Origin of the sequence: Flavobacterium seoulense, assembly GCF_000695795.1 — a bacterium.
Classification (GTDB): domain Bacteria; phylum Bacteroidota; class Bacteroidia; order Flavobacteriales; family Flavobacteriaceae; genus Flavobacterium; species Flavobacterium seoulense.
Window position 1 is genome coordinate 24,460 of sequence record NZ_JNCA01000006.1, and the last position, 23,957, is coordinate 48,416.

The 23,957-nt window shown below is 30.8% G+C and carries 28 protein-coding genes; 13 read left to right on the forward strand and 15 right to left on the reverse strand.

Annotation, left to right across the window (positions count from 1 at the left end):
- Positions 1 to 39 precede the first annotated feature (39 nt).
- The 8 genes from FEM21_RS03085 to FEM21_RS16575 form a co-directional block, all read right to left on the reverse strand.
- Entirely contained in the window at positions 40 to 576 is a 537-nt protein-coding gene (locus tag FEM21_RS03085) for a hypothetical protein (protein WP_035657668.1), read from the reverse strand.
- A gap of 51 nt (positions 577 to 627) precedes the next feature.
- On the reverse strand, positions 628 to 894 hold the full coding sequence (locus tag FEM21_RS03090) for a YtxH domain-containing protein (protein ID WP_035657670.1): 267 nt from the start codon (positions 892 to 894) through the stop codon (positions 628 to 630).
- Positions 895 to 923: 29 nt separating this feature from the next.
- Complete coding sequence (locus FEM21_RS16475; RefSeq protein ID WP_152547362.1) at positions 924 to 1,076, reverse strand: lmo0937 family membrane protein; 153 nt, start codon at positions 1,074 to 1,076, stop codon at positions 924 to 926.
- Between the two features lie 28 nt (positions 1,077 to 1,104).
- The gene (locus FEM21_RS03095) at positions 1,105 to 1,734 is read right to left on the reverse strand and encodes a porin family protein (RefSeq protein WP_035657671.1); all 630 of its coding nucleotides are present in this window, start codon (positions 1,732 to 1,734) and stop codon (positions 1,105 to 1,107) included.
- Between the two features lie 362 nt (positions 1,735 to 2,096).
- Positions 2,097 to 2,591, reverse strand: a complete 495-nt coding sequence (locus tag FEM21_RS03100; protein WP_035657673.1) for a hypothetical protein — start codon at positions 2,589 to 2,591, stop codon at positions 2,097 to 2,099.
- A 143-nt stretch (positions 2,592 to 2,734) separates the two neighbouring features.
- Positions 2,735 to 4,366: a sensor histidine kinase gene (locus tag FEM21_RS03105; protein WP_160171304.1), complete on the reverse strand. Its 1,632-nt coding sequence runs from the start codon at positions 4,364 to 4,366 to the stop codon at positions 2,735 to 2,737.
- Between the two features lie 138 nt (positions 4,367 to 4,504).
- Positions 4,505 to 4,951: a response regulator gene (locus tag FEM21_RS03110; protein ID WP_035657677.1), complete on the reverse strand. Its 447-nt coding sequence runs from the start codon at positions 4,949 to 4,951 to the stop codon at positions 4,505 to 4,507.
- Positions 4,952 to 4,967: 16 nt separating this feature from the next.
- On the reverse strand, positions 4,968 to 5,531 hold the full coding sequence (locus tag FEM21_RS16575; RefSeq protein WP_035658131.1) for a helix-turn-helix domain-containing protein: 564 nt from the start codon (positions 5,529 to 5,531) through the stop codon (positions 4,968 to 4,970).
- A 197-nt stretch (positions 5,532 to 5,728) separates the two neighbouring features.
- Here FEM21_RS16575 and pyrF point away from each other — a divergent pair, with 197 nt between their 5' ends.
- Together pyrF and FEM21_RS03125 are read left to right on the forward strand one after the other, a co-directional pair.
- Positions 5,729 to 6,544: an orotidine-5'-phosphate decarboxylase gene (pyrF, locus tag FEM21_RS03120; protein WP_035657679.1), complete on the forward strand. Its 816-nt coding sequence runs from the start codon at positions 5,729 to 5,731 to the stop codon at positions 6,542 to 6,544.
- A gap of 87 nt (positions 6,545 to 6,631) precedes the next feature.
- Positions 6,632 to 7,426 carry an ABC transporter substrate-binding protein gene (locus tag FEM21_RS03125; RefSeq protein ID WP_035657680.1) on the forward strand — a complete coding sequence of 265 codons (795 nt, stop codon included), beginning with the start codon at positions 6,632 to 6,634 and terminating at the stop codon, positions 7,424 to 7,426.
- Here FEM21_RS03125 and FEM21_RS16580 read toward each other — a convergent pair.
- From FEM21_RS16580 to FEM21_RS03135, 3 genes are all read right to left on the reverse strand, one after another.
- Positions 7,421 to 7,561, reverse strand: coding sequence for a hypothetical protein (locus FEM21_RS16580; protein WP_201448265.1), 141 nt, complete (start codon positions 7,559 to 7,561; stop codon positions 7,421 to 7,423). The two genes, FEM21_RS03125 and FEM21_RS16580, sit on opposite strands and share 6 nt — an antisense overlap.
- A 372-nt stretch (positions 7,562 to 7,933) precedes the next feature.
- Positions 7,934 to 8,788 carry a formyltetrahydrofolate deformylase gene (purU, locus tag FEM21_RS03130; RefSeq protein WP_035657683.1) on the reverse strand — a complete coding sequence of 285 codons (855 nt, stop codon included), beginning with the start codon at positions 8,786 to 8,788 and terminating at the stop codon, positions 7,934 to 7,936.
- A 122-nt stretch (positions 8,789 to 8,910) separates the two neighbouring features.
- The gene (locus tag FEM21_RS03135) at positions 8,911 to 9,618 is read right to left on the reverse strand and encodes a DUF4197 domain-containing protein (protein ID WP_035657685.1); all 708 of its coding nucleotides are present in this window, start codon (positions 9,616 to 9,618) and stop codon (positions 8,911 to 8,913) included.
- Positions 9,619 to 9,843: 225 nt separating this feature from the next.
- Between FEM21_RS03135 and FEM21_RS03140 the strand changes: the two genes are divergently transcribed.
- The 6 genes from FEM21_RS03140 (at position 9,844) to FEM21_RS03165 (ending at position 15,447) form a co-directional block, all read left to right on the forward strand.
- Positions 9,844 to 10,740, forward strand: a complete 897-nt coding sequence (locus FEM21_RS03140) for a MerR family transcriptional regulator (protein WP_035657687.1) — start codon at positions 9,844 to 9,846, stop codon at positions 10,738 to 10,740.
- Positions 10,741 to 10,775: 35 nt separating this feature from the next.
- Positions 10,776 to 12,245, forward strand: coding sequence for a phytoene desaturase family protein (locus FEM21_RS03145; RefSeq protein WP_035657690.1), 1,470 nt, complete (start codon positions 10,776 to 10,778; stop codon positions 12,243 to 12,245).
- A gap of 2 nt (positions 12,246 to 12,247) precedes the next feature.
- Complete coding sequence (locus tag FEM21_RS03150) at positions 12,248 to 13,090, forward strand: phytoene/squalene synthase family protein (protein ID WP_035657692.1); 843 nt, start codon at positions 12,248 to 12,250, stop codon at positions 13,088 to 13,090.
- 22 nt (positions 13,091 to 13,112) lie between these two features.
- Positions 13,113 to 13,553, forward strand: a complete 441-nt coding sequence (locus tag FEM21_RS03155) for a sterol desaturase family protein (RefSeq protein ID WP_035657693.1) — start codon at positions 13,113 to 13,115, stop codon at positions 13,551 to 13,553.
- 137 nt (positions 13,554 to 13,690) lie between these two features.
- Entirely contained in the window at positions 13,691 to 14,152 is a 462-nt protein-coding gene (locus FEM21_RS03160; protein WP_035657696.1) for an SRPBCC family protein, read from the forward strand.
- The gene (locus tag FEM21_RS03165) at positions 14,152 to 15,447 is read left to right on the forward strand and encodes a cryptochrome/photolyase family protein (protein WP_035657697.1); all 1,296 of its coding nucleotides are present in this window, start codon (positions 14,152 to 14,154) and stop codon (positions 15,445 to 15,447) included. Before FEM21_RS03160 ends, FEM21_RS03165 begins: the two co-directional genes overlap by 1 nt.
- A gap of 81 nt (positions 15,448 to 15,528) precedes the next feature.
- Here the strand turns inward: FEM21_RS03165 and FEM21_RS03170 are convergent, their stop codons facing one another.
- Both FEM21_RS03170 and FEM21_RS03175 read right to left on the reverse strand, forming a co-directional pair.
- On the reverse strand, positions 15,529 to 16,827 hold the full coding sequence (locus FEM21_RS03170; protein ID WP_035657700.1) for an ABC1 kinase family protein: 1,299 nt from the start codon (positions 16,825 to 16,827) through the stop codon (positions 15,529 to 15,531).
- Positions 16,827 to 17,486 (reverse strand): TetR family transcriptional regulator C-terminal domain-containing protein, encoded by a 660-nt coding sequence (locus FEM21_RS03175; protein ID WP_035657702.1) that lies wholly within the window; start codon positions 17,484 to 17,486, stop codon positions 16,827 to 16,829. The genes FEM21_RS03170 and FEM21_RS03175 overlap by 1 nt, the downstream gene beginning before the upstream one ends.
- 109 nt (positions 17,487 to 17,595) lie before the next feature.
- On the opposite strand from FEM21_RS03175, the gene FEM21_RS03180 reads away from it, so the two are divergent.
- On the forward strand, positions 17,596 to 18,507 hold the full coding sequence (locus FEM21_RS03180; RefSeq protein ID WP_035657704.1) for a TIGR01777 family oxidoreductase: 912 nt from the start codon (positions 17,596 to 17,598) through the stop codon (positions 18,505 to 18,507).
- Positions 18,508 to 18,511: 4 nt separating this feature from the next.
- Here FEM21_RS03180 and FEM21_RS03185 read toward each other — a convergent pair whose 3' ends face one another.
- Together FEM21_RS03185 and rmuC are read right to left on the reverse strand one after the other, a co-directional pair.
- Complete coding sequence (locus FEM21_RS03185; RefSeq protein ID WP_035657706.1) at positions 18,512 to 19,054, reverse strand: YceI family protein; 543 nt, start codon at positions 19,052 to 19,054, stop codon at positions 18,512 to 18,514.
- A gap of 119 nt (positions 19,055 to 19,173) precedes the next feature.
- Entirely contained in the window at positions 19,174 to 20,544 is a 1,371-nt protein-coding gene (gene rmuC, locus FEM21_RS03190; RefSeq protein WP_035657708.1) for a DNA recombination protein RmuC, read from the reverse strand.
- Positions 20,545 to 20,692: 148 nt separating this feature from the next.
- On the opposite strand from rmuC, the gene FEM21_RS03195 reads away from it, so the two are divergent.
- The 4 genes from FEM21_RS03195 (at position 20,693) to FEM21_RS03210 (ending at position 23,956) form a co-directional block, all read left to right on the forward strand.
- The gene (locus tag FEM21_RS03195; protein WP_035657709.1) at positions 20,693 to 21,100 is read left to right on the forward strand and encodes a hypothetical protein; all 408 of its coding nucleotides are present in this window, start codon (positions 20,693 to 20,695) and stop codon (positions 21,098 to 21,100) included.
- A 58-nt stretch (positions 21,101 to 21,158) separates the two neighbouring features.
- Positions 21,159 to 21,710, forward strand: coding sequence for an RNA polymerase sigma factor (locus tag FEM21_RS03200; RefSeq protein WP_035657711.1), 552 nt, complete (start codon positions 21,159 to 21,161; stop codon positions 21,708 to 21,710).
- Between the two features lie 40 nt (positions 21,711 to 21,750).
- Entirely contained in the window at positions 21,751 to 23,157 is a 1,407-nt protein-coding gene (locus tag FEM21_RS03205; protein WP_035657714.1) for an outer membrane beta-barrel protein, read from the forward strand.
- A gap of 205 nt (positions 23,158 to 23,362) precedes the next feature.
- Complete coding sequence (locus FEM21_RS03210) at positions 23,363 to 23,956, forward strand: pseudouridine synthase (protein ID WP_035658134.1); 594 nt, start codon at positions 23,363 to 23,365, stop codon at positions 23,954 to 23,956.
- Position 23,957: the final 1 nt, after the last annotated feature.

Genomic DNA, 23,957 nt, shown 5'->3' on the forward strand with positions numbered 1-23,957 from the left:
TAATCGGGTAATATTTAGAAATACTACCCGATTGTTGTTTTAGAGTTGAAATCCATAAGCAAGACGTAAGGATACTTGTCCTAATCCTTTATCCAGATTATTGTTATTATCTAAAGTTGGGAAATCAGGTAAGTATTCGTAACGTACACTTATATCGATGTATTTTGTTGCATATCCAATACTTGGACTCAATAATAATGATTTGTCATTGAATTTATTGGTTACTGCAAATGCCGCTCCAGCTTCACCCATTAAATAGAATTTATCTTTTAAAACAAAGGCTTTAAAACCTAGTTTAGCCGGAATATATCCTAAATCATGAGCATCTTTTATAAATAGATTATTAAAACCTGTTGTAGCTGTAAGCGAATATTGTTTTGATAAATCATATTGTAAACGAACATCACCACCTACATTTAAATCATAAGGATCATCGAAAGGATAACCTACAGAGGCACCAATACCTAATTTAAATTTTTGTTCGTAGCTGTCATTTGGGATGTCCTGTGCCATAGCTTTTGTAGAACCTACTAATAGTAAAGCCAGGATTGCTATATTTTTAATTGTATTTTTCATGATTACAAGTGTTGAGTTCAAAATTTATCTTACTGTGCGAAATTGAAATGCTTAGTTTTTATTTGCAATTTCGTTTTCTATTTTCTCTTTCCCTTTGTTTAATAATCGGTGAGTGTCTTCAGAAAGAGATTGGTATTTATGATCTATTTTATCAAGTAATTTGTCAAAATCACCTTTTAGATTGTCTTTAAGCTCTTTTGATTTATCACTAATTTTTTTTCTCGTTTTTTTACCGTTATCTGGAGCAAATAAAACTCCTAAAACAGCTCCGGCAGCTAATCCGCCAATTAATCCTAATATTATTTTATTTGTTTTCATAATTTCGACATTTTAAATTTTAATTTTATTTAAAGACTTTTTCCGCTAATAATTCGCATTAATACAGCTATTACAGCTATTACTAATAAAATATGTATTAAGCTTCCGATACTGTATACAAAAAAACCTAAAGCCCAGAAAATCACTAATAATACTGCGGCTAAATAGAGTATATTTCCCATGATTATATTTTTTTAGACGATTAATTGATTAAAGTTTGAAACCAATGTATACACTTAATGCACTATTTTTTGAGTCAGGAAAAGTGTATGTGTTTCCTGCAAAAGTTCTTTCTTTACCAATGGTTTGAAGTCCATAATTGTAACGAGCACCTATTGAAGTTGAACCAAAGTCAAACCCTATACCAGCTGCTAATCCGTAATCCCATTTATTCAAATCATCATTATCGATATTTTCTTCAAAGTTGAATGAACCATTATCAGTTTCATTTGTTGCTTTTCCATCAATTAAGTAAGCAGCATAAGGACCAAAATGAACATTGAAATTTTCGGTAACATTAAGTTTTAATAAAACAGGTAATTCTAAGTAGTTTAGTTTTAATTTTGTAGTTCCGCTGGCAAAAGCATTATCATAGACTAATTCAGATCCTTTTCGGGAAAAATTTAACTCAGGCTGAATAGAAACTGCTGAGGAAACAGGTAAGTTGACAAATAAACCTGCATTAAAGCTTGTTAGTATATTGTTGTCGTCAACATCATCAGTATATAAATTAGTAAAGTTAACACCACCTTTAATACCTACTGATGGTTCTAAGTCTTGGGCTTTTGTAAAGTTTACAAATGATAAGCATAATATTCCAGCTAAAAATAGATTTTTCATGACTCTAGTTTTTTTATTAATTATTTAAGTTAGTGTAGTTCCTAGGCTACATTACAAAGGTGCGATAACTTCAAATTTTAATTATTACAGGATATTTTGAGACTTTTATACAATTTCCATTTAGATTTAAAAGCCTATGTTTTTAGGAATATAAGCTTCATTATATAGTATTAGCTCTGTATAATTATTAGAAAAATAGTTTTCAAGGAGAGTGTTAACTGGTTGTAATATTGTGGTTTATTTGATAATAGATGTGTTTCAAATAAAAAAACACCTTATATAAGGTGTTTGAAAGGATTTCATGTTTTTTAGAAAATGTATTTTAAATAATTGTACAGATTTTTGAAAATCTTTTTGAGGTACTACAATCGTTTTTGTTCTTTTTTAATAATGTTTAAATTTTTTTCAATCATAGGAATTGTTGCTTTTATCAAATTTTTTAAATTCTTATTTTTAGTTGATACATTCAATTTTTGATAAAAATTTAATTCTGTAAGTAAAGACGTTTCTAATTTTTTGAGGTATAAACTAATATTGATTTCCTGAATAAAATCTTTTATCGTTGAGGTATCATACAATGTATTAGGAATGATCACAAAATTATCTTTTGCAATTTTTCGAATTTCATTCTTTAATTGAGCATGATCTTTTTCGATTTCTTCTAAAATGTGTTTGGTTCTTTTTGGGATTTTGCTTTCTTGTGCTTTTTGAGCTATGGCAACTATTTTTAAATTAGTTTCGGCCATTAAAGTTAATGTTTCTTCACTAATCTTATTTTTAGTAATGACTTTTTTTAATACTTTAGTTTCTGAAGTCTCTTCAATTTCTTTAATTTTTTTTTCACAAGAAGTTGTCATACTACATATAAAAAGCAGTAGTAGCAATATAAGGTGATTTTGTCTGCTTGAAGTGTTCATTCTGGGGTATAATTTCAGTAAAATAAGCTTATTTTAATGTGTTTATTTTATATGATTTTTTAATAATGTTATATAATTATCATTTACACTGGAAGGTAAATTTCAAAAATTGCTCCTTCATTTGGTTTTCCTTTGGCAAAAATATAGCCTTTATGATTTTCAACAATTTTTTTACAAATTGCCAGTCCTACACCAGTTCCGGGAAATTCATTCTTGCCATAAAGTCGGTTAAAAAGTAAAAATATTTTTTTAGCATATTTTTGCTCAAAACCAAGTCCGTTATCTTTAAAAGTAATTTTTATGTATTCTCTTTTCGAATTATCTTTTAATTTAGGCTTTTCATAAGCTTTCGTTTTGGTAGAAGTTATAGCAATAACTGCTGGGATCTCGGGCTTTGAATATTTTAATGAATTACTTATAATATTAATAAAAAGTTGTTCTAGTTGAAACGGAATACCATTAACTTCATGTAATTTTTTAAAAGTAATTTGAGCATTTTTCTCCTTAATACTTTCCGAAAGTTCGCTTATCGCATTATTAGCAATGGTATTTAAATCAGTAAGTTCGAATTTTTTTTCCGAACGATTCGTCCTCGAATATTGCAATAAATCATCAATCAGAATACGCATTCGGTTTGAAGCTTCCTGAATTTTTTCAAAATAGGCTTTGGTTGTTTCAGCTAAGTTTTCTTTTTCTTTATCTTCAATTCGGGAAATAAAAGTCTGAATTTTTCGAAGTGGTTCCTGCAAATCGTGACTCGCCACATGATTAAATTCTGTTAATTCCTTATTGTTTTGCTCTAATTCTTTGTTTCTTAATTTAATTAACTGTGTTTTATTGAAATCTTCGGTAATATCCTGAGTGGTACCAATCATGTTTTTGTTGCCTAAACGATCAGTAAAAAATTTAGCAGCGGTTTTAAAATGGCGAATTTCAAGAGTATCTTTTTTGATAATTCGATAACGAAGTAATGGAAAAGTTTCTGCTATTTCTATGTCTTTAAAGGCATTAATAATAATTTCCCTGTCATCAGGATGAATATTATCTAACAAATTATCAGAATTAGGTAAGAATGACTGAGGTTCGCAACCCATTAAACGGAATTTGTTATCTGAATAATCAAAAGTTTTATTCTCAATACTATAAACCCAACTACCGTATTTTCCAAGAATTTCGGCTTGTTTACTTGATTCGTCAAATATTTTCAAGCGGATATTCTGGTTCATTAAATCTTTATAGTTTTTTATTACCCTCATGTAACCATATCCTAAAGTCAGAATCGAAATTAGAAACGTAGAAAAGATAATTAAAGGAGTATTAGAGTTATTATACCTGTAGAGCCTGTCTTTTGAACTTAGTAATTTGTTTTCATTACGAAGCATTTTATTGACTTCTTTCCTTAAAGCATCCATGACAATTCTCCCATTTCTAAAATCATTATTAAATTCTGTTTTGCTGGAAAAATTATTTTTAAAGTAGTAGAAACGTTTGTCTACAAGGTCATAAATTCTGGATAATTGTTTTTGTTTTACGGTATCTAAATCTATTCTGCTGCTTAAGGACTGGAAACTTTTGTTGATGTTTTCTCTGGCATCAATAAATGGTTCCAGATAAATAGAATCATTTGTAATTACATAACCTCGATGTCCTGTTTCGGCATCTTTTATGTATGAAATAAGTTGGTTCAGCTCAAGAGAAACTTCATACGTATTCATTATTGAATAACTTATTTTATCTAATTCTTTTATGTGTCTATACGTGATAGAAGCTAAAAAAATTAAAATAAAAAAAGCGATCAAAAAAGTAGTACGTATAAAACCTATTGAATCGAATAACTTAGATTTAAACATAGTTTACAAGCGTAATAAAAAATTGTCTTTGTTTAATCCTGAAGTAATATACTGCCAGTTTAGCGTAACTACTTCAGATAAGACTTCTTTTAGTTTTCCAAAATTATTTGGTTTCTTTATATAAATATTCGCTCCTAATACAAAGGTGTTTTCAATGTCATCTTCAGACGAAGAGGTAGAGTAGATAGCAATTACAATGTCATTAAAACGGGTATTGGATTTAATTTCTTTTAAACATTCAATACCAGATTTTAGCGGCATATTCAAATCCAGGAAAATGATATTTGGTAAAATAGTTTCGGGAGCCTGAAGGAAATTCATTAGTGCCACACCATCATTTACGGTATTTACAATAGTGTTGATTTTTAATTCATCAAAAGCTTCTGTAAAAAACATTCTGTCGTCTTCGTCGTCATCTGCAAGCGTAATTAAGATGAAATCTTTTTGCATAAGTATAAATTAGGATTTAATTGATGTTTTGATTATTAATTTGTACACGTTTTTTTAATATTCGCTGAAATGCCGAAGGCGTAATTCCGGTTGTGTTTTTAAATTGCGAACTTAAATGCGCAACACTGGAATAGTTCAATTTAAAAGCAATTTCAGTTAGCGTTAAATCATGATGAATAATGAGTTTTTTTACATATTCAATTTTTTGAATAATAATAAAATTCTCTATTGATGTATAAGTCACTTCCGAGAAAATATTCGAAAGATAACCATAGCTATGATTTAGTTTATCTGCCAGATAAACCGAACTTTTAACCGCAGGAGCTTCATCATTAAAAATCATTTCAATAATACATTCTTTAATTTTTTGAACAATAATATTTTTTTGGTTTTCAATAATTTCAAATCCGTATTCGTTCAACACAGAAGTTATTCTATTGTAAGTTTCTGTATCAATAGTCTCAAGAAATAAAATTTCATTATTGTTAATTAGATTGTACTTTACCTTAAAGACATCTAATTTTTCTTCTAAAATCTTTTTGATTAGAAATTGAGTATCTGTTTTTAAAAATAATTTCAAGACTGTATCTTTTTTGGGGTTTTTAGTAAAAGTAATAAAAGAGTTTATCAATTAATATTTTTTTATTCAAATAGTTTTTTCTAAAATTAAATTTTCGCTATAATTTATTCTTTTTTAGAATTTTTATAGAAATTGATACAAATCGTATTATTAATTAGCTTTGGCTTTGTAACTTTGCATTTTGTAAAATAAAATCAATGACTACACAACAATTAATTGAACAAATTAAGATAAAAAAATCCTTTCTATGCGTAGGATTAGATGTCGATTTAGATAAAATTCCTCAAAGTTTTTTAGCGCTTGAAGATCCTATTTTTGAATTTAATAAGGCAATAATTGATGCTACTCATGATTTAGCCGTTGCTTACAAGCCTAATACTGCTTTTTTTGAAGCTTACGGAATAAAAGGCTGGATTTCTTTACAAAAAACAATCAACTATATTAACGAAAATTATCCGGATATTTTTACAATTGCTGATGCAAAACGTGGGGATATAGGAAATACATCTTCAATGTATGCCAAAGCTTTTTTTGAGGATTTGAATTTTGATAGTATTACTGTTGCTCCTTATATGGGAAAAGATTCAGTCGAACCTTTTTTAGCTTTCAAAGATAAACATACTATAATGCTGGCTTTGACTTCAAATGAAGGGGCTTTTGATTTTCAGACTTTGGATGTAAATGGAAAAGAATTGTACAAGCAAGTTTTAGAAACATCTAAATCCTGGAAAAATTCTGAAAACCTGATGTATGTTGTAGGAGCAACCAAAGCTGAATATTTTACCGAAATTAGAAAAATTGTTCCGGACAGTTTCTTACTGGTTCCCGGAGTAGGGGCACAAGGTGGAAGTTTATCTGAAGTATGTAAATACGGAATGAATGACAATGTAGGCTTACTAATTAATTCTTCAAGAGGAATTATTTATGCTTCAAAAGAAACTGATTTTGCTGAAAAAGCACGTGCTGAAGCTTTAAAAATTCAGCAGGAAATGGCAGCAATAATGCAGTCTTAAAAATATTTTAAACATAAAACTATAAAGAACCATTAGAGAGTTACACTTTTTAATGGTTTTTTTATTTCTAATTTTAAATTCATTTCATTGAAACAATTTTCACTTACAGACGATTTAGGAATACTTCATAAATTTGATGCTATACCGCAACGAATTATTTCATTAGTACCATCACAAACAGAATTATTAGTTGATTTAGGATTGGAATCTAAAATTGTAGGTATTACAAAATTTTGTGTTCATCCTGAAAATTTAAGAAAGCATAAAACTATTGTAGGAGGAACTAAAAAGGTAGATTATGACAAAATCAAGGCATTAAATCCGGATATTATCATTTGTAATAAGGAAGAGAATACTTTAGAAATTGTAGAGAATCTTCGAAAAATAACTACTGTTTGGGTAACGAATGTTATTACAATTGAAGACAATCAAAAAATGATTAGTGATTTTGGTAATCTCTTTGGTTGTGTTGCTGAAGCTGGAAATTGGAACCAAAAAATAACTTTAGCTTTAAATGATTTCAAACAATTTATAGAAAATAAACCAATTCAAAAAGTAGCCTATTTTATTTGGAAAAATCCTTATATGGTTGCTGGATCGAATACCTTTATCAATGAATTATTGCAATTAAATCGTTTTGAAAATGTTTATGCAAATCAATCAAGATATCCTGAAGTAGATATTGAAAATAGCAATGAGGATGTAGATTTTGTTTTTCTTTCTTCTGAACCTTATCCTTTTAAGGAAAAGGATGTTTTAGAAATGACACATTTTTGTCCTGAAACTAAAATTTTTCTGGTAGACGGAGAGATGTTTTCCTGGCACGGAAGCCGTTTGCTAAAAGCGTTGAATTATTTTAAAGAATTACATCAAAGATTATAATTCGCATTCTTCAAGAACTAGTTCTTCTTTCTTTTTTTTAGTTGTCGCAGTTTCTTTTGGTTTTATTGTAGTGAAAATTTTAAACTCATTTTGTAGTTTTTCAATTTCGTTTTTCTCTTTCAAAATACCTTTCATGACATCGATTTTTTGCAAATTTACAGTAACATAACATTAAAATCCTAGTTTTTTAGGTTAAGATTGCTATTTATGACCTTAATTTGGAATGAATTTAGGTTTAAGTAAGTAGAAAGAGACAGGTTTTTTATGGAGCTTTTTCAGCTATTTTGAAGCCACGAATGTTAAGCAAAATAATATATAAAAAAGAAGTGCTAGTATTTTAAAATACTAGCACTTGTTCTAACTAACCAAAACCAAATATAATAAATAACCAGTTCATTACATTGCAAAGATGCCACTAAACAACGGAAAAAGCTGTTAAGGTTATGTTATTACTTTGTTGGTTATTCGTTAAGTTTTAAACATCTGTTTAACGACGAAAATAATAGCTTAAGAAAAAATAACAGTTTTGTTATTGTAAACCATTGTTTTACGTTGCGCATGTAGTTTTATGGCTTTGGCTAATACATTTCGTTCTAAGTCGCGGCCTTTTACAATAAAATCTTCAATGGAGTGACTATGCGATACACGGGTGATATCCTGTTCTATAATTGGTCCTTCATCAAGCTCTTCGGTTACATAATGGCTTGTTGCGCCAATAATTTTTACACCGCGGGCAAAAGCCGAATGATAAGGTTTTGCGCCTGGAAATGCAGGTAAAAAAGAATGATGAATATTGATAATTTTGTTTTTGTATAATGAAATCAATTTAGGCGTAATAATTTGCATGTATCTTGCTAATACAATAAAATTGATGTTGTATTCCTGTAATAAAGCAATTTGTTGTTTTTCGCCTTCTTCTTTAATGTTTTTATTAAAAGGAACATGATGAAATGGAATATCAAAACGCTCGGCTACACTTTTTAAATCTTCGTGATTGCTAATAATCAACGGAATTTCTAATGGTAATTCTCCAGCGCTGTAACGGCCTAAAATATCGTACAAACAGTGATCGTATTTAGAAATAAAGAGTGCCATTCTCGGTTTGTACTCCTGAGTGTAAATTTCCCAGGACATATTGAATTTATCAGCTAAATTAGTTTGAAAATCTTTTTTAATGAGTTCTAAATCCCAGTTTTGAGTATTGAATTCGCATTCTAAACGCATAAAGAATACATTTTCATTAGCATCTACATGTTGATCAAGATAAATAATATTTCCTTCTATTCCTGCAATGTAGTTGGTAACTGATGAGATAATTGCTTTTTGATCCTCACAGTGTATAAGTATTGTTATTTTTTGCATTGTGTAATTATTTCATTCTTTCGATAATTATATAATTTATTGTCGAAAGTAATTTTATATTTAGATTTTAAAGAAACCAAAACTAATCTTATTTTGTTACAAAACCAATGGCTTAAATTCCATTATTTTTTGTCCTGCATGGCAAAAACTTTTTGTAATAAAGGTGATGTTCGGGCGCTAATATTAGTTCGAATGTTTTTTTCTTCAACGGCTATCATTTTAAATACGCCGTTCATAGCTTGCTTTGTAACATAATCGGTCAAATTAGGATTTACTTTGGTTACAAGAGGAATGCTGTTGTATTTAGTAATAATGTTTGCCCAAACTTTATCGGCACCCACCTTTGTAAAAGAACTTTGAATAACAGGATTGAATTTTCCGTATAAAGCTGTCGAAGTACTGTTTTCTAAATAATTCGTCGCCGAACTGTCATTACCTAATAAAATTCCTCTTGCATCGGCAAAAGACATGTTTTTTACTGCACTAACAAATATTGGTGTAGCTTCTTTTACGGCATCTTCGGCGGCGCGGTTCATTACTTTTAAGCCTTCGTCCGCTAAAGCACTTAAGCCAATTCGTCTTAATCCCGTATCTACTTTTCTTAGTTCTTCTGGCAGCAAAATTTTTACTACTTCATTTTTGTAGAAACCATCGGTAGCGGTTAATTTGCTTACCTGTTTAGTGATTCCGTTATTTAAGGCTTCTTTTAATCCGCCGGAAATGTCAACAATTCCGGTTGTTCCTGTTTGTGGAATTTGGCTAATTACCTGTTGCATTTCGGCACAGCCAAAGAGACTGAAAAGCACGACCAATGAGAATATTTTTTTCATGATGTTTTTTTAAGTTCATTTGATGTCAAAAATACTATTTAATTCAAATAGTAAAACTATTTCTTGCAATAAGCATTTTCTTTAAAATATTTTACACTTTAAGATTGTTTTGTCTCAAATAGTTATATTTTTAACGCTAAAGCAATTATGGATTATTTTGCTTATATTTATTTTTATTGTCTGCAATAATAAAATGTATATTTGTTTAATCTTATTTAAAGATAAATGAACAATATAAAAAATGTTTTTACAATAAAGGATCTTGAAAATCTTTCAGGTATAAAAGCACATACAATTAGAATTTGGGAAAAAAGGTATCAGATTTTAGAACCGATGAGAACCGATACTAATATTCGATTGTATAATTTAAGTAATTTACAAAAACTGCTTAATATTACTTTTTTACATGAATATGGTTATAAAATTTCTAAAATAGCATCGTTACCAGCTGTCGAGATTCCCCTTCTGGTTAAACAGATAGTATCTTCTAAAAATTCTAAAAATCATGCTATTAATGCTTTTAAAATGGCAATGATGAATTTTGATCAGCAGCTTTTTCTTAATACCTATAATTGGCTTGCTGAAGAAAAAACATTTAGAGAAATCTTTAATCAGGTATTTATTCCGCTTTTAGATGAAATAGGTTTGTTATGGCAGACAGATACTATTACGCCTGCTAATGAGCATTTTATTAGTTGTTTAATACGGCAAAAAATCATTTTAAATTCAGAGAAAATTCAGTTTGTTGCAACTGTAAAAGAAGATAAGGTTTTTGTTTTATCACTTCCGTTAAATGAAATTCACGAATTAGGATTGATGTATTTGCATTATGAAATCCTTTCGGCAGGATATAAAAGCATTTATTTAGGCGAAAGTATGCCTATTGAAAATTTGAAAGATTTAAAAAATCATTTTAATTCTATTGTATATGTTTCTTTCCTGACCACTAAGCCAGATAGAGGAGAAGTGAATACTTATGTTCAGGAAATGGTTGATAAATTACTGGATGCAAGTACTGAATTATGGTATGCTGGAAGATTATCTCCGTTAATTACTCAAGAATCCTTATTGAATAAGGTTTCCATTTTTAATTCGATGGAAGAATTAACAATGCGACTATAGTTTTTGTTTAATAATTTAATATATTTGTTAAACAAATGAAAAGAAAAATTACAATTATAGGTTCGGGATTTTCTTCCTTGTCTGCGGCTTGTTATTTAGCAAAAAGCGGGCATGAAGTTTTGGTTTTTGAAAAGAACGAAACCATAGGAGGACGAGCTAGACAGTTAAAAAGAGAAGGTTTTACTTTTGATATGGGACCCAGCTGGTACTGGATGCCTGATGTTTTTGAACGTTTTTTTGCTGATTTTGGAAAGAAAACAAATGATTATTATGAGCTTGTAAAATTGGCTCCTGCTTATAGAGTATATTTTGGAGTAAATGAGTTTATTACAATTGCTGATAATCTGGATGAAATAGTCAATACATTTGAAAATATAGAAAAAGGAAGTGGGGATGTTCTGCGAGCATTTATGGCTGAGGCTAAAAGTAATTATGATATTGCTATAAAAGATTTAGTGTATCGACCGGGAATTTCGGCTCTGGAATTAGTTACGATTGAAACGACCAAGAAAATTGGGCAGTTTTTTAGTAACATTAGTAGAGATGTTCGAAAGAAGTTTAAGAACGAACAATTAATTCAAATTTTAGAATTTCCTGTGTTGTTTCTTGGTGCAAAACCATCTGATACGCCTTCTTTTTACAGTTTTATGAATTATGCCGACTTTGGTCTTGGAACCTGGCATCCTAAAACGGGAATGTTTGATGTGGTTCGTGCTATGGAAAGTTTGGCCCAAGAATTAGGAGTTCAGTTTTTTGTTAATTCGAATATTGAAAAAATAATTGTCGAAAATAAAACTGCCAAAGCGATTGTCGTTAATGGAGAAAGAATTGAATCGGATTTGGTTTTAAGCGGAGCTGATTATCAGCATACCGAAACATTATTGGATAAAGAGCATAGAATGTATTCTGAAAAATATTGGGAATCTCGTGTTTTTGCGCCTTCGTCATTGTTGTTTTATGTAGGTTTCAATAAAAAGATTGAAAATATTTCGCATCATGCCTTGTTTTTTGACACTGATTTTTATCAGCATGCAAAAGATATTTATGACGAACCACAATGGCCGGCTGAACCATTGTTTTATGCTAATTTTCCATCATTGACAGATAAAACAGCGGCGCCAGACGGAATGGAATCTGGATTTTTCTTAGTACCATTAGCGCCAGGAATTAATGATTCGGAAGCCTTAAGAGAGAAATATTTTGATAAAATAATACAACGTTTTGAAACCATTACGCAGCAAAATATAAAAGAGAATATTATATTTAAGCAATCCTTTTGTAAAAATGATTTTGTTGAACAATACAATTCATACAAAGGAAACGCTTACGGAATGGCAAATACATTATTACAAACGGCTTTTTTAAGACCAAAATTGAAAAGTAAAAAAGTGAGTAATTTGTATTTTACTGGACAATTAACGGTTCCGGGACCAGGAGTTCCGCCAGCATTGATTTCTGGAAAGTTAGTGTCCAATTTGATAGATAAACAATTTCTAAAAGTATAATTATGAAGCAATTATTTGACGATGTTTCTTTTAAATGCAGTAAATTAATTACTAAGGATTACAGTACTTCATTTTCATTGGCGGTATATATGCTTGCGCCAAGTATCAGGGATGCTATTTACAGTATCTATGGATTTGTACGTTTTGCTGACGAAATTGTAGATTCTTTTCATGGTTTTGACAAAGAAAGTCTCATTAACGATTTCGAAACCGATTATTACAAAGCCTATCATTCCGGAATTAGTTTAAATCCTATTTTAAATTCGTTTCAGCAAACTGTCAAACAATATAATATTTCGGATGATTTGATTCAGGCTTTTCTAAAAAGTATGAAAATGGATTTAATCAAATTAGATTACAATTCTAAAGCTGAATATGAAGAATATATTTATGGCTCGGCTGATGTTGTAGGATTGATGTGTTTAAAAGTTTTTGTAGCTGGAAAAGAACATAAATACGAAGAATTAAAATCTGAAGCCATGCGATTAGGTTCTGCTTTCCAGAAAGTAAATTTTCTTCGTGATTTAAAAGATGATAATTTGATTCTGAACCGAAATTATTTCCCTGGGGTCGATTTGAATTCTTTTGATGAAAATGCAAAAAGAATGATTATTAACGAAATCAACGAAGATTTTAAAATTGCCTATCAGGGAATTGTAAAGCTGCCTATTGAAGCTAAATTTGGCGTTTACACTGCTTATGTATATTATAAAAAATTGCTTAAAAAATTAGAAAACACGCCTTGTAAGGAAATAGGAAATACCAGAATCAGGGTTTCTAATTACACTAAAGCCACACTTTTAGCCCAATCTTTCGTTACTTACAAGTTGCGATTGGTGCAATAAACAAACAATTAAAATTTAAAAAATGATTTCAATTTTAATTACAATAGGGGTTTTTCTCTTCATGGAATGTGTCACCTGGCTTACCCATAAATACGTCATGCACGGATTTATGTGGTATTTTCACGCCGATCATCACCAGCCTAAATACGAACATGTTTTTGAACGCAACGACATCTTTTTTGTCATTTTTGCCATTCCCAGTATTGTTTTATTTTATTACGGAGCCGAAGCTGGATTTAATTATCTGTTTTTCATTGGTCTTGGCATCACCATTTACGGATTTTGCTATTTCATGATTCACGATGTCTTAATTCATCAGCGTTTTAAGTGGTTCAAGAATACTAAAAATAAATACCTGATAGGTTTACGAAAAGCACACAAAGTACATCATAAACATTTAGGAAAAGAACATGGCGAATGTTTCGGGATGCTTTTTGTACCTTTTAAATATTATAAAATATAATTTTTTGGGCGTGCCTTGTCTCGTAAAAAAGACGAGACAAGGTCGGGCTATTCGTTACAATCTTTATGTTTTTAAAGAAAAAACATAAAGGATTTCCACTACTATCCCTCATCCAAACTCCACTTTGTCTAAAAACTATGAAAGTATATTCAAAAAAATCAGTTCAGCATATCAATGCCAGTATAGAAGAATGTTGGGCGTTTTTTTCCAATCCGCGTAATTTGCAAAAAATAACTCCCCAAACTATGGGATTTCAAATCACTGATTTTGATAATAGAAATATGTACGCAGGACAAATAATCCAATACAAAGTTTCACCGCTTTTTGGTATTAAACTTTCCTGGGTTACCGAAATTACGATTGTAAAAGAAAACGAATATTTTATAGACGAACAGCGTTTTGGGCCTTATGCGATGTGGCATCACAAACATTTTTTTGAACCGGTAGAAAACGGCGTAAAAATGACTGATATTGTTCATTATGCGATTCCTTTTGGTTTCATTGGCCGAATTGCAAATGCTTTGATTGTAAAAAACAAAATCAAAGAAATATTTGAGTACCGAGAGCAAATTGTCAACCAAATTTTTAATGCAAAATAATGGCTAAAAGTGCAGTTTCTTTTTTTTGGTTTCGTCGTGATTTACGATTGGAAGACAATATAGGTTTGTATCATGCGCTACAATCAGAATATCCGGTAATTCCGTTGTTTATTTTTGACGAAGCCATTTTAGATAGTTTACCTAAAGACGATGCCCGAGTTACTTTTATACACGAATCTTTAACTCAAATTAACACCCAATTACATGAGTTTAAAAGTTCGTTATTAATTAAAAAAGGAAAAACTCAACAAGTTTGGAAAGACCTTCTGGATGAGTTTGATGTAAAAGAAGTCTTTTTCAATAAAGATTATGAACCTTTTGCTATTCAGCGCGATGAGGCTATCTGTCAATTATTAGAACGTAATCAAAGTATTAGTTATTCGTTTAAAGATCAGGTTTTATTCGAAGAAAAAGAAATCACAAAGGCTGATGGTTTGCCTTATACGGTTTACACGCCTTATAAAAATAAGTGGTTAGAAAAATTTCATGCTATTTCGCCTATAAGAGAATATGATGCGGGTGATTTATTTTTAAACTTTTATAGAAGTAAGTTTCCTTTTCCAATTTTAGAAGAAATTGGTTTTGTAGAAAGTGCTATAAAAGTAAAACCCTATACTTTTGAAACTTTATCAAATTATCAGGATACACGGGATTTTCCGGCTGTAGATTCAACTTCATATCTTTCGCCTCATTTGCGTTTTGGAACAGTAAGTATTCGAAAAATGATTCGTTTTGCAGCTAAAACCAATGCTGTTTTTTTAAGTGAATTGATTTGGAGAGAGTTTTTTATGCAAATTCTCTATCATTTTCCTAAAGTAGTAACACAGAATTTCAAATCAGCTTATGACGGAATTCAATGGCGTAATAACGAAGAAGATTTTAAACGCTGGTGTACTGGAACTACAGGTTATCCAATGGTTGATGCAGGAATGCGTCAGCTAAATGAAACAGGATACATGCACAATCGGGTGCGCATGGTGGTTGCGAGTTTTTTATGTAAACATTTATTGATTCAGTGGCAATGGGGCGAAGCTTATTTTGCCGAAAAATTACTGGATTATGATTTGTCGGCAAATGTTGGAAATTGGCAATGGGCAGCAGGAACGGGCTGCGATGCCGCACCATATTTTAGAGTTTTTAATCCGGAGATTCAGCAGCAAAAGTTTGACGAAAACGGAATTTATGTCCGCATTTGGATTCCCGAATTTGATTTAGGTTATGGCGAACCAATGGTCGATCATGCTTTTGCCAGAGACAGAGCCATTGCGACTTATAAGGCGGGGATAGTTAAGTGAAATTCCAATAAAAAAATCCAAATTCCAATTGGATAGAAACAAAATGGGAATTTGGAATTTAAAATAATGGATTTTTTCAACTTAGTATTTCAAATATTCATTTACTACAATTTTTGCTTTCAAATCAAACATCAAATTGTACAGACCAAAAAACGTTCGGTTCATGTAAATAAAATGTTTCGAACCGCGATTTCCATTCATTTTTTTCAGATTAGTATCTTTTGAAAAACGTTCGCCTAATTGAGCAATATTTTCAAAGAAAACTTCGTCTGAAAAATCAAAAGTTTCAGTTTGAAACGGCTTTGTAAAAAGGGATAGCAAATCATAAAACATTTGCGTGAAATAAGCAATTTCTTCTTTCGTATCGTCAGTTCTAAGGATTTCTAATTCGAATAATTTTTTTCTAAAAAGAGCATCGTCATCAATAACTTCTTTATTAATTAATTCGAAATAAGGAACATAAAAATCATTCGGAATTTGTTTCATACAGCCAAAATCGAGAGCAACCAGTTCCTTTTTATCATTAATAAGAAAGTTTCCGGGATGCGGATCGGCATGTACTTTTCTTAAAACATGAATTTGGTACATATAAAAATCCCAAAGTGCCTGACCTATTTTATTAGCAATTTCAGAATCTAAATTTTTAAATTCTGATAGATGAATTCCTGTCATCCAGTCCATTGTGATGATTTTCTCTGAGGAAAACTCAGGATAATATTCCGGAAAAACTAAGTTTTCGATTTTTTTGCAAGCATCAACAACTTCCTGACTTTGTTTGAGTTCTAATAAATAATTGGTTTCTTCAATGAGTTTGTCTTCGACTTCTTTAAAATATTTATCAGAATCCTTGCCTTGTAAATTAAACATTCGGATAGCTATTGGTTTAACCAAAGCCAAATCAGATGAAATGCTGTTAGCAACACCCGGATATTGGATTTTTACCGCTAATTTTTTATTGTTTTTGGTTGCCAAATGCACCTGACCAATACTTGCAGCGTTGACCGAATTAGGATTGAATCCGTCAAAAATTTCATAAGGTGTTTTTCCAAAATTATTTTTGAACGTTTTTAAAACTAGGGGTGCTGAAAGTGGCGGAACAGAAAACTGAGATAATGAAAATTTTTCTACATAAGCCTGTGGCAGGAAATTCTTGTCCATACTGAGCATTTGAGCTACTTTTAAGGCGCTTCCTTTTAAACTTTTTAATCCGTCATAAATATCTTCGGCATTATCTTCATTGAGTTTATCACGGGTCAAATCAGAATTTACTATTTTTTCGCCGTAATATTTCAAATAGTTTACACCCACTTTAGCACCAGTTTGCACCAGTTTTGTGGCTCGCTCAATTTTTGAAGTTGGGATATAATCGATTGTTTTCATTAGTTTGTTTGCATTTTTTCTTTAAAAATAAACTTCCCAAAATCTATTAGACTATTAATTGGGGCAACGTTCATTAATTCGAAACTTAATTTTACTGATTTTTCGATAAAAATATCTGTTTTTTCAAAATTTGGAGATCCATCTTCAAGCCAAAATTTCAGTGTAAACAGAAACTGAATCCAAGCACTTTCCTGAATGGCTTTGTCTTGAAAATCCTGTACTTTTTCTTGTTGAATTCTAAATTCATCAGTAGTTATATCACCAATGAATTTTTTGAAATTTTGTCTCAGGCTGGAAAGTTGTAACAAGTTTTTTAAATGGTTCTTGTCTTCTTTTAAACTTAGGCTTACATAACTTCTATTGGCAGCTAGCAATTCGAAAAAAGTAAAATAAAAGCTCAGCAATTTACTTTTCATATCGTACGATTCGTAATTAGCATCTTTATTCAGTAACTCGATAGTTTTTTCTAAAAACAGCGTGTAGATTTCTTTTTCAATACTTTCCAGATTTCCAAAGAAACTATAAAACTCTGTTTCTTCAAAACCATTTAATTTTGCAAATTGATATACTGATTTAGGTTTCTCGTTATGAACTAAGGTGTAGTCCATATACATTGAAACAACGGCTTCTTTAGTTAATTTTATTTTCTTAGTTGCCATGCGATGAGGTTTTTTATTAGCCCATAAAGATAATGAATTGTTTAGCTGTAGCATGTTAATATTGAACTAAATATCTCGTATCTTTGAGAAGTAAGCCAAAAAAAATACCATGAGAAAAAATGTTTTAATTACGGGAGGAACTGGGTTTGTAGGGAGGAATTTAACGCAGAAATTAGTGGATAATGGGTATTCGGTTTCTATTTTGAGCAGAAGCAAAAAAACAAACACTGAAAACGTTTTTTATTACAAATGGGATGTGGAAAAACAGTTTATAGAAGCGGAGGCGATTCAAAAAGCAGATTATGTGATTCATTTGGCGGGCGAAAATATAGGGGAGAAGCGCTGGACTAAAAAAAGGAAAAAAGCGATTTTATTAAGTAGAAAACTTTCGGCTCAATTAATTTTTGATGTTTTACAAAAAAGTAATTCAACAATAGAAGCTTTTATTTCAGCTTCAGCTGTGGGCATTTACGGAGCGATAAATGGTCAGGCAATTTGTAGAGAAACAACAAAACCAGCGAATGATTTTTTAGGATTAACTTGTCAAAAGTGGGAAGCTGCCACTTTACCATTCGAAAAATTAAGAATCCGGACGGTGAAAATAAGAACGGGTTTGGTATTGGGCAAAAATGAAGGTTTGCTGAAAAAATTAAGTCCTGTTTTCAAGTGGAGACTTGGCTCAGCATTAGGTTCTGGTAAGCAATATATGCCCTGGATTCATATTGATGATTTGTGCAGTATTTATCTGGAAGCGATAAAAAATCCCGAGATGCAAGGTGCTTACAACGCTGCAGTTACTGATGATACTAATAATCAGGTTTTTTCAGCAACATTAGCTAAAGTATATGGCTATTCTATTTGGTTACCCAATGTGCCTTCTTTTTTTATCCAATTTGCTCTTGGCGAAATGGCTAATCTAGTTTTAAAAGGAAGAAGAATTTCTAATGAAAAAATAAAAGATTTAGGATTTCAATTTGAACATGAAAATTTAGAAACAGCTATAAAAAAGTGTTTGTTTTAAAATCTTACTGAAATTCAGTGTGCAATTTTACATTGACATTTTCAGAAATTTTATTGCGTACCAGAAAAGGAATTTCAATTTTAAAATCATTGGTATTTAGAGTAAAAAAGGAGTGAATAATAATGGGGTTTGTAGCTGTTTTAGAAACATTAGCCAGAACTCTTATCGCTCTGGTTACACCATGCATGTTTATTTTTCCTTTAATGTAATATTCGGTTGGTGTGCTATTGAGTTTGTCAATAGAAAATTTTTCAATTTGACCTTTAAAGCTTGCTTTAGGATATTTATCACTTTCCATATAATTAGCATTAAAATGATCTTGCATAAGGCTTCTTTCAAACCGAAAATCTTTAATCATTGCTACAAAAGTGATGTTTCCGTTTTTAGTATTTAATACTGATACAACCTGATTGTTTTTAGCTTCTACAGCTTCATAAAAAGGTACCGAAGCTTCAAAAGTAATGATGCCATTAGTTACTGTTTTCTTTTCCTGAGCAACTAATGGAATTTGGAGAAAAAATAAAAGTAAGAGTAGTATTTTTTTCATGATAACTTAATTTTTCTACTTAAAGTTACGAAAAAAACAGCAAAAATACCTACTGAAAATATGGTAAATAAATCATAAAATGCACATTTAGATAATCGCTTTTATGATTTAAAATAACTTTATTCGATTAAATTATTATTGTCTTTATTGGCTCTGACAATAATACTTTCCGGAAGTGCTTTTTTAGCTTTAGCTCCCATTTTTTTCAGTTTTTCGACTCTTACAATTAAGTTTCCGCTGCCATCAACCAGTTTGTTCATAGCACCGCTATATTCTACTTTAGTTTCGTCGATTTTTTTACCAATTTTAATCAAATCGGCTACAAAACCTTCAAATTTATCATACAATGCTCCCGCCTGACGTGCAATTTCGAGTGCATTTTCCTGTTGTTTTTGATTGGTCCACATACTGTCAATAGTACGTAAAGTGGCTAATAAAGTGGCTGGAGTCACAATAACAATATTTTTTTCGAATGCTTTATTGTACAAGGCAGCATCTTCGTTTAAAGCTATTGCAAAAGCCGGTTCGATAGGAATAAAAAGCAATACGAAATCAGGGCTTTCTATTTGGTACAAATCCTGATAGTTTTTATTACCTAATTGCTCGACATGACGTCTAATAGAATTGACATGCTCTTTTAAATAGCCATTTTTTAAATCATCGTCCTCTTCATTGATGTATTTTTCATAAGCTGTAAGCGAAACTTTAGAATCGACAATCATTTTTTTACCATCTGGCAAATTAATCACAACGTCAGGAAAAACACGATTTCCGGCTTCAGAACTGAAACTTTGCTGAACTTCATATTCGCGTCCTTTTTCTAATCCTGATTTTTCCAGAACGCGTTCTAAAACTAATTCGCCCCAGTTTCCCTGCATTTTACTATCGCCTTTTAAAGCTTTGGTTAAATTCAGAGTTTCTTTGCTCATTTGAATATTCATTTCGCGTAAGCCAAGAATCTGTTGGCGCAAAGCCGCATGATAATCAATGCTTTCTTTATGAGTATCTTCGACTTTCTTTTCGAATAACTGAATTTTATCTTGCAAAGGCGACAAGATATTTTTCATGTTTTCTTTATTCTGCTCCGTGAATTTATTCGATTTTTCGTCTAATATTTTATTGGCTAAATTTTCAAATTCTTTGGTGAATTTTTCCTGTAGTTTTTCTACTTCGTCTTTTTGTTCTTTGTTGCGTTCCCAAAGATTATCAAAATCAACTTCTTTTTTCGAAAGTTGAATAGCCAAACTGTCTTTTTCGTTTCGAATTGTTTCTTTTTCCTGATTGCTAATGGCAAATTGTTTTTCGAATTGTATTTTTTCATTCGAAAATTGCTCTTTCAACTGATTGATTTGAGTATTAAAAGCAATTAATTTTTCTTCCAGACTTGTTTTTTCAGATTGAAAACGAGCAGAAAAAATCAATTTTCCAATGAAAATACCAATAGCAAGTGCTACTATAAACGATAATAAAAAAGGAAGTAAATCAGACATAGATAGTTTTTATAAAAAGAGTAAGTAAAAATAAAGATTAAAGCTGATTTTAAACGCTTTTTTTATTGAAATGTAACTATAATTTTTTAGTTTCTTTCACGCAACCTTTTACGCTGTTATTTCTCTAGTTAGTATAAGTACTATAGTCATGAACAAAGTTTACGTTCCTTCTTTATTAATCTTTTTAGTAGCTGTTTTAACTTTCTGTTCATTGAAAAATGATGGGAATACTAAAAAGTTTGCTATAATGGGAACCTGGCATTGGCAGGAATCTATAGGAGGAATTACAGGAAAGGAAATTATTACACCTCAAAGCACCGGAGTAGACAAGAAATTAGTATTTGGAGCTAATAAAAAAGTGACCGTTTTTACTAATGATACAGAGACGGGACAATATGAATATACCATAGAATTAGGAAACAGTATTTTTGATAATAAACAACATTATTTATTGACTTTTAATGAGATGAGTTATGTGATTCAGTACATTGATAATAAGAATTTGACTATTCGGGACAATTTTACTGATGGTTATGTTTTAACTTATACCAAGTAATTAGAAGTATTAAATGTTTTAAATTTGTTAACGTTAAACTGTTTTTAAGAGTTAATTTTTGAAAGAATCAATAGACCATTATATCCGTAAGTGTATCGAAAATGATAGAGGAGCACAACAGAAGATTTATCAGCTGTTTTCTCCTGTATTGTATGGTCTATGCCTAAAATATATGAAAAATGAGGCTGATGCTCAGGATGTTTTTCAGGAAGCATTTATAATTGTTTTTCAAAAAATGAATCAGTATCGGTTTGAAGGAAGTTTTGAAGGCTGGTTGAAACGTATTTTTATCAATAAACTAATCGAAACATTAAATAAAAGGAAAAGAGATTTTCTTTTTGTTGATGCTGTTTATGAAGAAGGTATCGCTGATGAGGAAGAAGCATCAGATTCTTTTTCGCTGCCGCAGGAAAAATTATTAGAATGTATCCAGCAATTGCCTGATCAATACCGACTGGTTTTTAACTTGTATTTTTTCGAAAAAATGAAGCACAAGGAAATTGCCAGTTTATTGAATATTTCAGAAGGAACTTCAAAATCTAATTTGAATAGGGCAAAGAATAATTTGCAAAAGAAAATATTAGAAATAAGAGCTTCAAAGAATGTTTAAAATGGGATGGATAATTATTGGAATACAATAAAAAGAGATTATGAAAAAAGATGACATAGAAAAACTATTTTCTTCATTAGAAGATTTTTCTAAAATGCCTCCGGATAATTTATGGAAAGGAATTGAAGAAAAATTAAATTTTCCGGAAAGTAAAAAAAGAACAGCATATTATTGGTGGCCGCTAGCTGCGTGTTTAGTTATTGGATTAGGACTGTTAGGAACTTTTTATTTTCATTCGAATTCAGAAAATCATTTGATAAATGCTCCTATTCAGCAAGAAAACGGAGTAGTGAATCAATCAAGATCAATAGATGCTGCGAAACCAGAAAATAATGTTGACAAAACACAAAATGATAAGGTAAATAACCGAGTTTCTAATTCGAGTTTGTCCAATAAAGAAAAAGAAGAAACACAAACGTTAACTAAAACAACAATTTCTAATTTGAATAAAAATCAAATAGCAACAATATCAAATTCGAATTTAAACAAAGGAATTATCGCAGGAACTGTAAAGCAAGATAACTCATTAATGGTTAATAAAACTGAAGATAATCAACAGACTTTAAATAGAAAAGAAGAAAATTTTGTTCCCCAAAATAAAGTTGCAACCATTGATAAAAGTGAGAAAGAGAAAACGGTTACAGAGTCTAAGGTAAAAGAAAATAGTCCAATAGTTGATTCGGAAGAAAATGCTTTGGCCGCTTTAGTTAAAGAGCAATCAAAGAAAGAAAAAATAGCTGAAGTTGAAGACAAATGGTCATTGCAAGTGTTTGCAGGAGTGAATAGTTCGCAAAATTTAAAAAACCAAAAATCGCTTGGAAATACTATAGAATCTCAAAAAGGACATAGTTATGGTGTGAAAACAAACTATAAATTGAATAAACGTTGGGCAGTGAGTACTGGTTTAAAAGTGAGTCAGTTGGGGCAGCAAGTAGCCAATGTTTCTTATGTTAATTCGGCTAAAAGTCTGGTCAATGTAGCAATACAGCCTTTGTCTTCTCCTCAAATGAAAGGTGGAATTTCGAATAATGCCAATTATCAGTTTGTGCCTAATATGGATAATAGTAGTGCTAAAAGTGCCATGAGCAGTTCGCTTTACGAAAAAGGTAATTTGTCTCAAACAGTGCAGTATTTAGAAATGCCAATGGAAGTTTCCTATTCTGTTTTTAACAAAGGAAAAGCACGTATCAATATGAATACGGGAGGATTTGTGGGGAAAGTAATTTCTAATCAGGTTTTGCTTAATGATAGTTCGATAGGAGAAAATCAAGATGTAAACGATGTTGTTTTTGGAACAGTATTGAGCAGTACTTTGCAATACGAATTGTTTAAAAAGACAAAAGTTTTTGTTGAGCCGGGAATGAATTATTATACCCAACCGGTACAAAATCAAAACTTCAATCAATTTCAGCTGATTTTTAATTTTGGACTGAATGTCTCTTTTTAATTTAAAATAGAAATTTAAAAATTTAGAAAAATAACAGTTTTTTTAAGCTTCGTGATCTTTGCGAAATCTTCGTGACCTTTGTGGTTAAACTTTTACCGCAAAGTTAATTAAGAAGAATAGTTTCTTTTATTAAACTTCGTGACCTTCGTGGTTAAAACTTTTACCGCGAAATTGTATTTTTGCCAAAATTTCATCATTTAGCATGTTGCACAAGCATTTTATACTTCATAAGCCTTATGGTTATCTGAGTCAGTTTATATATGAATTGAAGCGAAAAAAGAAACTGTTGGGCGAATTGTATGATTTTCCCGAAGGGACTATGGCAATTGGACGATTAGATGAAGATTCAGAAGGTTTATTACTACTGACTACCGATGGAAAAGTAAGTGAAGCAATTCGTTCTAAAAAAGTTGATAAAGAATACTACGTTCAGGTGGACGGAATTATAACTCAAAATGCCATTGACGAAATAAAAAAAGGCGTCGAAATAGGTTTTAATGGAACCAAATACATTACAAAACCTTGTGAGGCAAAACTAATCCACGAAATTCCTAATTTTGGAGCCAGAGGGAAAAAAATCCGTGATGAACGTCATGGTCCCACTTCCTGGGCTTCAATAACGGTTAATGAAGGAAAGTTTCGTCAGGTGCGAAAAATGACAGCAGCCGTTGGATTTCCTACCTTGCGGTTAGTCCGTGTTCGAATAGGAAACGTACATTTGAATACACTGCAATCAGGAGAAGTCATTGAAGTTGAAAATTTCGATAGCAATGACAATCTCAATGTCAAAAATCAATAAC